A 9,126-nucleotide genomic window follows, 5' to 3' on the forward strand; every position below is an offset into this window, starting at 1 on the left:
GTTCAACGGCTTCCTGACGCTCGCGCCGAAATGCGAGGCCTGCGGGCTCGACTATTCCTTCGCCGATCCGGCCGACGGCCCGGCCTTCTTCGTCATCTGTTTCGCGTGCGTGCCGAGCGTGGCGCTCGCCGTGTGGCTGGAAGTCGCCTTCGGCGCGTCGCTGCTCACGCAGTTTCTGGTGACTGGTCCGTTCATGCTTCTGACCTGCGTTCCACCGCTTAGGCCCCTGAAGGGCTGGCTCGTCGCCAGCCAGTATTTCTACAAGGCAGAAGAGGGCAAGCTGGTTCGCCGGGCACCAGACCCGAGCTGACCGCGCCTAGGCGGCAAGGCCCGCGCCGCGGAGATTGCTGGGAGGATTGCGCACGATTTGGTGGATTCCGGTGGTCTGGATTGGCTTTATCTGGTACGCCCGGAACACAAGCATCAATCCCGCCTGCTTTCCAGAATGCGCCCCGTGCTCAGCTTCCCACTTTCCGAAACCGACCCTATTTCCCATCCCGGTCCGCCGCCCAAGACCTCGGACGTGGTGATCATCGGCGGTGGCGTCATCGGCGTCACGACGGCTCTCTTTCTGGCGAAGCGGAATATTTCCGTCACGCTCGTTGAGAAGGGGCGGATCGCGGCGGAGCAATCGTCGCGAAACTGGGGCTGGATCCGCAAGCAGGGGCGCGATGCGGACGAGCTGCCGATCGTCATCGAGGCCTGCCGGCTCTGGCAGCAACTCGCCGACGAATGCGGCGAGGATATCGGCCTCGCACAGACCGGGGTGACCTATCTCGCCCGGAGCGAAAAGGATCTGGCGAAATTCGACGGCTTCATGAAGATCGCCGCCGATCACGCGCTCGACACCCGCCTGCTGGATTCCAACGAAACCGCAAAGCTCTTCACGGGCATCACCCAGCGCTACGCCGGGGCGATGATCACCCCCTCCGACATGCGCGCCGAGCCATGGCTTGCGGTGCCGGCCCTTGCTCGCCTTGCCGCGCGCAGCGGCGTGACGATCGTGGAGAACTGCGCCGCCCGCGCATTGGATGTATCCGCCGGCCGGATCACCGGCGTTTGGACGGAAGCGGGCCGCATCGCCACCTCCACCGTGCTGGTGGCCGGCGGCGCCTGGTCCTCTCTCTTCCTGCGCAAGCACGGCATTTCCATTCCGCAGCTCAGCGTGCGGGCGACGGTCGCTGCCACGGGACCGCTGCCGGACATTCATTCGGGTGCGGCAGCCGACTCGAACGTCGCCTTCCGCCGCCGGCAGGACGGCGGCTATACGCTCGCCCCCGGCGGCAGCAGCCTACTTTATATCGGGCCGGATGCGTTTCGGCATGCGACCACCTACCTTCCCGCCCTGATGGCCAATCCGCTGGGCACCCGCTATGCGCCGGCCGCCCCCGCATCCTACCCGGACAGCTGGTCGACGCCACGCGACTGGCAACCAGATGCCGTGAGCCCCTTCGAGAGGATGCGCGTTCTCAATCCCGCGCCCGAAGCCTCGGGCCTGCGGTCGATCGAGCGCAATTTCAAGGCACTCTTCCCACAGCTCGGCGCCATTCCCTTCAAAGCGACCTGGGCCGGCATGATCGATGCCATGCCCGATGTCGTCCCGATCGTCGATCGCGCTGCGGCGATCGGCGGCCTGTTCGTGGCGACCGGCATGAGCGGCCACGGCTTCGGCATCGGCCCGGGCGTCGGCCGCGTCGTCGCCGATCTCATCCAGGGCAACGACCCCGGTCACGACCTGCACCGCTTCCGCCTCTCGCGTTTCAGCGACGGAAGCGCGCTGCGGCTGGGACCTGCCCTTTAGTCCGCCGGGCGGACGAAACAGATTGTATTCGAGGCCATCATGAGTTCCGGACTGATCGACACGAAGCCGCTGGCGGGTATTGCGCTCGCCTCTGCCGGCTATGCCTGCTTTGCCCTGCAGGATGCCCTGGTGAAATGGATGGTGGCGACATACGAGGTGCCGCAGATTCTGTTCATGCGCAGTCTCGTGATCGTGCTGGTCTCCGGTGTCCTGTTGCGGTTCTACCGGCACCCGTCCATCCTGAAGAGCCCCTATCGCGGCACCGTGGTGTTGCGGGCCGCACTGATGCTGATCGCCTGGCTGCTCTACTACAATGCCGCACGCTATCTCGGCCTTGCGGAGCTGACGACGCTCTATTTTTCCGCGCCCATCATCACCGTCTTTCTGTCGATCCTCGTGCTCAAGGAAGCCGTCGGCGCCGGGCGGTGGATTGCCTGCGTGGGCGGTTTCGTCGGCGTGGTGATTGCCGCCAACCCGTCGCATTCGCCAAACCTCATTCCCGCCGCCATGTGCCTCGTGGCCGGCTTCTGCTGGGCCTGGAGCACCATCCTGATCCGGCTCGTCAGCCGCAGCGAAAGCACGCTGACGCAGATGTTCGCGACAAGCCTGCTCTTCGGCCTCGCCTGCGCGGCCTCCTTCCCCTGGATCTGGAAGACACCTGATATGGAAGGCTCGATGCTGATGATCGGGCTTGGCCTCGTCGCGACGCTCGGCCAGTTCCTGCTCTATGAAGGGTTTCGCTACGCACCGGCCTCCGCACTGGCACCCGTCGAATATACCGGCCTCATCTGGGCGTTCGTCTATGGCTATACGATCTGGGCGGAAATTCCGGCCTTGAACGTCTTCATCGGCGCGGTCCTGATCGTTGCCTCCAGCCTGGTGCTCGTGTTCTGGGAACGTCGCGGGGAAATCGCCGCCAGGGGCCGCGCGGTTTCCTGACGGCTTCGCGGAGGCGAAATCTAGCCTTTTGCCGCCACCGTGTGTCGCAAGGGTTGACTATCCGGCTTCCCGGCCATCTTTGAGTACACAATGGCCGCTGCGGCCATGGACTTTGATCGGACTGCCAGAATGAACGAGACCACCCGCGTGAACGAAACCCAGGCGACCGCCGTCCCCCTGTCGGAGCCGGAGAAGAATGTCATCATCGCGGGCGTTCTCCTGTCGATGCTGCTCGCCGCCCTCGACCAGACCATCGTGGCGCCCGCCATGCCGACGATCGGCAAGGCGCTCGGCCATGCCGACTACCTGCCCTGGATCGTCACCGGCTATCTTCTGACCGCAACCGCCATGGCGCCGCTCTATGGCAAGATCTCGGACGTCTATGGACGCCGCCCGACGATCTTCGGCGCCATTATCATCTTTCTTCTCGGCTCGCTGATCAGCGCGCTGGCGCCCAACATGCTGGTGCTGATCCTCGGCCGCGCCGTGCAGGGGCTGGGCGGCGGCGGCCTGTTTGCCCTCGCGCAGATCGTGATCGGCGACCTCGTGCCGCCGCGCGAACGCGCACGCTATGCCGCCTGGATTTCCGGCACCTGGGCCGTCGCCTGCATTGCCGGCCCGCTGATGGGCGGCACCTTTGCCGAACATCTGCACTGGTCCGTGATCTTCTGGGTCAACCTTCCGCTCGGCATCGCGGCACTCCTCATCATCAACAATCCCCTGAAGAAGCTGCCGGTCGTCGGCCGCGCGCACAGCATCGACGGCGCGGGCGCCGCCCTGCTCATCACCGCCACCGCGCTTCTGCTCCTGGCGCTCAACTGGGGCGGCAGCCGCTATGCCTGGCTGTCGCCGGAAATCCTCGGCCTGCTCGGCTGCTCGGCCATCTTCTGGGCGCTCTTCGCGCTCCGCCTGCGCCGCGCCGCCGAACCGCTGATCTCGCTGGAGGTTCTCGCCAATCCGATCGTCCGCTACGGCACGCTCGCCATGTTCCTCGGCCAGACCGCCAATGTCGGCCTTGCCGTCTATATCCCGGTTTACGGGCAGTCGTTCCACGGTCTTTCAGCCAGCAGCTCCGGCATCGTGATGCTCGGGCTGCTGCTCGGCACCGTCTTCGGCGCGACGACCAGCGGGCGGACCATTCCGCGCTTCACGCATTACAAGCGATTGGCGATCGGCGGCGGCGCCTTCAGCGTCCTTTGCCTCGTCGCGCTGGCCTTCCTGTCGGGGCGCACGACGCTCTTCACGCTGGAACTTCTGACCTTCGGCGTCGGCTTCGGTTCCGGCATGACCTTCCCGGTCGCCACCATCTCCGTGCAGAATGCCGTTGATCAGGCCCATCTCGGGGTCGCGACAGGCGTGCTCACCTTCCTGCGCTCGCTCGGTGGCGCGCTGGGCGTCGCCATGCTCGGGGCCATTGCGCTCAGCAACGGCCTGCCGCTCGGAGGCGAACATATTCAGGCAATGGCCGCGAGCACGACGGAAGCCCTGCCCTTCACCTATATCTTCATCGCCTGCGCCGCCGCGACCGCCCTGTCGCTCGTGCTCTTTTACCTGATGCCGGAAAAGCCGCTGCGTGGCCGGGCCGATAGCGAGATCGCCGCCATCGTCGAGTAACCGGCCGCTCTACGCGGACCGATAGTCGCGCTCGATCTCCAGCAGGCGCTGCTTGCGCCAAAGGCCGCCGCCGTAACCGGTGAGCGCACCATCCGCACCGAGCACGCGATGGCACGGCACCATCAGCGCGATCTGGTTGGCGCCGTTCGCCCGCGCCACCGCGCGCGTGGCGGCGGGACGGCCGATCTGCCGGGCGAGCTCGGCATAGCTGCGCGTGGTGCCGGCCGGAATGCGGCGAAGCTCGGCCCAGACCTCCTGGCTGAACGGACTGCCCGCCTGGTGCAGCGGCGTTTCGAAGATAGCAGAGCGGCCGGCGAAGAAGGCGTCCAGCTCGGCGCTTGCCTGCTCCGTCACCCGCGTCCGGCCAAGGCCTATGCCGTCCTTGGTGGCAGCGCGCAGCTTGCGCAGCTCCATCGGCAAGGCCTTGCGACCGATGAATTCCAAGAGATGCAGATGGGTTTCGCTGGCCACGGCGACCATGTCGCCAAGCGGCGTGGCAATCCAGCTTGCCCGAAGCAGGCCGTCCTGCTTGAGCGCGGCAGGCGCACAGCCGAGGATTTTCGCGAAAGCGGTGCGAAACGCGCTGGCGCTGTCGAACCGCGCCTCCTGTTGGGCGGCAATGACGCTGCTTCCGTCCGACAAGGCCTCGAAACCCTCGCGAAGACGCCTTTGCCGGGCCATTTTCAGGAAGGTCATGCCGAACTGCCGCTTGAAGCTGCGCCGGACCGTCGAGAGGTCGTAGCCCATCCGCTCTACATGCTCCTCCGACCAGCGGATATCCGGCCGCTCGTCGAGCGCCGCCAGCAGGGCGCCGATCGCAGGATCGGCGCTCGCGACAGCCTGCAGGGGATGGCATCGCTTGCAGGCACGAAACCCCGCCTCGATGCATTCGCCGATCGTCGCGCGGAAGGTGCAATTGCCCGGCAGCGGCTTGCGGGCCGGGCAGGTCAGGCGGCAGAAGATGCCGGTGGAAGCGACACAGACATAGGCCTGGCCGTCATAGCGCTCATCGCGGGCAACAAGCGCCTGATAGAGGGTGTCGTGGTCTGGAAGGGTAAACAGCATGACATCCTGATAGCATTGCGCCAGCTGGCATTCGGTCGAAAATCGGGCGTCTATTCAAAATATGCGACCAACTAACCACGCGCCTCCGGCGACGGTTGCGGCCATCGCGCCAAAGCCGCGCGGCCGGCATCCGTCAGACCATAGATGCCCCGGTCGAGCCGTTCGAACCAGCCATAGACATTCGATTGCAGGATCTTGCCCGCCTCGGGCACGCCGGCGCGGATATCGCGGACCCGCAGCGGCCCATCGACCAGCGCCACCGCACAGCCGAGCGCCTGCTGGCGATAGGCGGTCATCAGCGGCGTGCGCGTGCTGCCGCCGAGTGCCGGATCGCCGCGCCGTTTCTGGTGCTCGCGCATCAGCCGCGACCGGCGCTTCGGATTGGTCCGCGGCATGGGCGTAACGGAGCCGACGATAACGCTGACGTCGCCTGCATCGGAAATGCCGAGCATGCCGATGCCGAGCCGGCGGCAGAGGTCGCGATAGCGCTTGTCGGCCTCCCGGCCTCGCCCTTTCGCCGAAACCTTCGCGGCGATCCAGACCTCGTCGGACACGGCAGCGCGGTCGACGGCCTGCAGGATGAGCTCCAGATTGAAGCTGAGCTTGAGTTCGCAGACCACCACGACGGGCGGGTCGTCGGCGCTGAGACCAACCAGATCGCAGCCGCCGATTTCGCCCTTGACGACATAGCCCGCCGTTTCGAGAAAGCCTTTGACCGGCAGGTAGAGCGACGTTTCCATGGGCCTAGGGATCGATGCGGAGAATCATCCGCCGACTATACCGATCATGCCGCGCGGGTCACCTCCCGCGGCTCGCAGGTACAGGCCGAAAATCGCAAATCAGGCGTTAACCGGCATAAGGCAACTTTAAATGTATATTAATGCAAGTTTAATGATCTGCCGCCGTTCACGGACATTTTCCTTGGTTTTCCGCCGTTCTTGCCCGCAGGCTTGCCTCTGCCGGATGACGCGACACGCTGTCCGGCGGGTTCGCGTTCTCGTGCAGGTGGGAAATGATCGCTTTCATCATAAGGCTGAAAAGCCGCGCGCATTTCGTCGTCGCACCGCAACAGGGCGCGCATCTTCTGGGCACCAATGCCTGCCGCCGCAAGCAGGCGCGCCAGCGTCTCGCCATCATGATCGGCCTGTTCGCCCTTGCCTATGTCATTCTCGGCGCGCGGCTCATCCAGTATGGTATTTCGGAACCCATCCAGTCCGCCTCGATCGGCGTGGGCCATGCCGTCGCCTCGCGCCCCAATATCGTCGACCGAAACGGCCTGCTGCTCGCGACCGATCTCAACATGGTCTCGCTCTACGCCGAACCCCGCCGGATCATCGATGCCGACGAGGTGGTGGAGAAACTCGCTTCGGTCATACCGAACCTCGACTGGAGCGAGACGCACAGGAAGCTACGCTCGCAAAGCGCCTTCCAATGGCTGCGGCGGCAGCTGACGCCCAAGCAGCAGGCCGACATTCTGGCGCTCGGCCTGCCCGGCATCGGCTTCCGACCGGAAAAACGGCGCATCTATCCGAGCGGCGCCACCGCCTCCCATGTCGTCGGCCATGTCAATGTCGACAATCAGGGCCTCGCCGGCATGGAGCGTTATCTCGACAGCCAGGGTCTTGCGGACCTGCGCGCGGCGGGCCTGACCAACGATACCCGGCTCGAGCCGGTGAAACTCTCCATCGATCTGCGCGTGCAGAACATCGTGCGCGAGGTCGCCGCAAAGGCGATGGTGGATTACAAGGCGGAAGCGGCAGGCGCCGTCGTCATTAATGTCGAAACCGGTGAGGTGCTCGCCATGGCGTCGGTTCCGGACTACGACCCGAACGAGCCCTCGCGGCGGCTGGCCGACGGCAGCATCGACAAGGAATACGAGAAGGGCTGGTTCAACCGCATCAGCAATGCCACCTTCGAGATGGGCTCTACCTTCAAGAGCTTCACGCTCGCCATGGGTATCGACGAGGGCAAAATCAACCTCAATTCCGTCGTTGATGCCTCCCGCCCCATCCGCATGGGCGGCTTCACCATTCGCGACTTCAAGGGCAAGAACCGCCCGCTCTCTATCCCCGAAGTCTTTCAATACTCCTCCAATATCGGCACCGCTGCGGTGGCCGACATGGTCGGCATCGAAGGCCATCAGCAGTTCCTGACACGGCTTGGTCTCCTCTCGAAGATGGAGACGGAAATGCCCGGCGTCGCGACGCCCACCCAGCCGCGAACCTGGAAGAAGATCAATTCCGTGACGATCTCCTTCGGCCATGGCGTGGCGACGACACCCCTGCAGACGGCGGTGGCCGCCGCCGCCCTTATGAACGGCGGCTATCTCATGCCGCCGACTTTCCTCACACGCACGAAGGAGGAAGCTCGGGCGCTTGCCACCCGCGTCATCAAGGACAAGACAAGCGCCGACATGCGGTGGCTCTATGACTGGAACGGCATCAAGGGATCCGGCCGCCATGCGCAGGTCGAGGGTTTCCATGTCGGCGGCAAGACCGGTACGGCCGACAAGGTGATCAACGGGCGCTATGCGCGCGACATCAATTTCAACGCCTTCGTGGCCGCCTTCCCGATGGACAAGCCGCGCTATGTCGTGCTGTCGATCATCGACGCACCCCGCACCGGCGAAAACGGCGGCCGCACCGCGGCCTCCACCGCAGCGCCGATGATCAAGGCGATCATCCGCCGTGTCGCCCCGCTGCTCGGCGTGCAGCCCCGCTTCGGCGAGCCGGAGGAGACCATGCAGCTGGTCGACTACTGAGGCGCGCAGGCCGCCGGCCTGTCCCGTTCCGGCGCATTCCGCGCCCGAAACGGGACCTTCGAGGGAATGTCCTCTAAGACTTTGTTTATCCGTCGCCTCTAGATTTCCGGCGAGAATCATCCTGAGGACATGACGCCCTTGGCCGCTATGCAAATGATGCTGCAACTGGCGCAGCTGATGGAACACGCCGGCAATTTCATTGCGGTCTTCGACCCACAGGATCGCCTGCGCTTTGCCAACCGGGCGTTTCGCGCCGCCTGGTTCATCGAGGAGGACGAAGAACCCCTCTGGTCCGATCTGATGCGCCGCAACTATCACGCCCGGCGCGGCACGGTCGTAGAGACACCGAATTTCGAAACCTGGCTGCATTCTACCCAGGCCCGGCGCGGCAAAAGCGGTTTTCGCGCCTTCGAGACCGATCTTCATGACGGCCGGTGGCTCTGGATGGCCGAGACGATGCAGCCCGACGGCTGGATGCTCTGCGTGGCCAGCGACATCAGCTCCATCAGGCCGGACGAGCGGTCGCTGCGGCAGGACCGCGACATCGCGATCAAGGCGTCGCAGACCGACGAGCTGACCGGGCTTCCCAGCCGGCGCTACGTCATGGGCAAGCTCGGAGAACTGGTCTGTGCAGCGGGTGGCGGTGCGCAGGATGTCGGTTGCCTCGCCGTGCTCGACATCGACAATTTCAAATATATCAATGACCGTTTCGGCCACGGCATCGGCGACGCCGTGCTCAGGGATTTCGGGGTGACGCTGCAGCGCCATGTGCGCAAGACGGATATTCTCGGCCGTGTCGGCGGTGAGGAGTTTCTGCTCATCCTGCCCAACACCACGATGGAGGATGCCGAGGCGATCGTCCAGCGCATGCTGGTCGCCGTGCGCCATTCGCGGCCGGTGCCCGAGCAGGCGAGCTTCCGCTACACCTTCTCGGCCGGGCTCGCTT

At 65.0% G+C, this 9,126-nt stretch carries 8 protein-coding genes; 6 read left to right on the forward strand and 2 right to left on the reverse strand.

What is annotated here, in order from left to right; all coding sequences use genetic code 11:
- The 4 genes from ACOZKU_RS10980 to ACOZKU_RS10995 form a co-directional block, all read left to right on the forward strand.
- Positions 1-310 (forward strand): DUF983 domain-containing protein (locus ACOZKU_RS10980; RefSeq protein WP_421578895.1); only part of this gene is annotated, 310 nt, incomplete at its 5' end.
- A gap of 135 nt (positions 311-445) precedes the next feature.
- On the forward strand, positions 446-1,801 hold the full coding sequence (locus ACOZKU_RS10985) for an NAD(P)/FAD-dependent oxidoreductase (RefSeq protein WP_421578896.1): 1,356 nt from the start codon (positions 446-448) through the stop codon (positions 1,799-1,801).
- A gap of 39 nt (positions 1,802-1,840) precedes the next feature.
- Positions 1,841-2,740, forward strand: a complete 900-nt coding sequence (locus ACOZKU_RS10990; protein ID WP_421578897.1) for a DMT family transporter — start codon at positions 1,841-1,843, stop codon at positions 2,738-2,740.
- Between the two features lie 129 nt (positions 2,741-2,869).
- Positions 2,870-4,354, forward strand: coding sequence for an MDR family MFS transporter (locus tag ACOZKU_RS10995; RefSeq protein WP_421578898.1), 1,485 nt, complete (start codon positions 2,870-2,872; stop codon positions 4,352-4,354).
- Between the two features lie 9 nt (positions 4,355-4,363).
- Here the strand turns inward: ACOZKU_RS10995 and ACOZKU_RS11000 are convergent, their stop codons facing one another.
- Both ACOZKU_RS11000 and ACOZKU_RS11005 read right to left on the reverse strand, forming a co-directional pair.
- Positions 4,364-5,419: a bifunctional transcriptional activator/DNA repair enzyme AdaA gene (locus tag ACOZKU_RS11000; RefSeq protein ID WP_421578899.1), complete on the reverse strand. Its 1,056-nt coding sequence runs from the start codon at positions 5,417-5,419 to the stop codon at positions 4,364-4,366.
- Positions 5,420-5,490: 71 nt separating this feature from the next.
- Positions 5,491-6,159 carry a DUF2161 domain-containing phosphodiesterase gene (locus ACOZKU_RS11005; protein ID WP_421578900.1) on the reverse strand — a complete coding sequence of 223 codons (669 nt, stop codon included), beginning with the start codon at positions 6,157-6,159 and terminating at the stop codon, positions 5,491-5,493.
- A 272-nt stretch (positions 6,160-6,431) separates the two neighbouring features.
- On the opposite strand from ACOZKU_RS11005, the gene ACOZKU_RS11010 reads away from it, so the two are divergent.
- Positions 6,432-8,180, forward strand: coding sequence for a peptidoglycan D,D-transpeptidase FtsI family protein (locus ACOZKU_RS11010; RefSeq protein ID WP_421578901.1), 1,749 nt, complete (start codon positions 6,432-6,434; stop codon positions 8,178-8,180).
- A gap of 147 nt (positions 8,181-8,327) precedes the next feature.
- A partial coding sequence (locus ACOZKU_RS11015; RefSeq protein WP_421578904.1) for a diguanylate cyclase occupies positions 8,328-9,126 on the forward strand: 799 nt, incomplete at its 3' end.

Origin of the sequence: Shinella sp. M31 (genome assembly GCF_049199205.1) — a bacterium.
Classification (GTDB): Bacteria; Pseudomonadota; Alphaproteobacteria; order Rhizobiales; family Rhizobiaceae; genus Shinella.

Coding starts and splice junctions, on each gene's coding strand:
- ACOZKU_RS11005 (WP_421578900.1), bottom strand. CDS start 6,159: ATGGAAACGTCGCTCTACCTGCCGGTCAAAGGCTTTCTCGAAACGGCG.
- ACOZKU_RS11010 (WP_421578901.1), top strand. CDS start 6,432: ATGATCGCTTTCATCATAAGGCTGAAAAGCCGCGCGCATTTCGTCGTC.
- ACOZKU_RS10990 (WP_421578897.1), top strand. CDS start 1,841: ATGAGTTCCGGACTGATCGACACGAAGCCGCTGGCGGGTATTGCGCTC.
- ACOZKU_RS11000 (WP_421578899.1), bottom strand. CDS start 5,419: ATGCTGTTTACCCTTCCAGACCACGACACCCTCTATCAGGCGCTTGTT.
- ACOZKU_RS10985 (WP_421578896.1), top strand. CDS start 446: ATGCGCCCCGTGCTCAGCTTCCCACTTTCCGAAACCGACCCTATTTCC.
- ACOZKU_RS10995 (WP_421578898.1), top strand. CDS start 2,870: ATGAACGAGACCACCCGCGTGAACGAAACCCAGGCGACCGCCGTCCCC.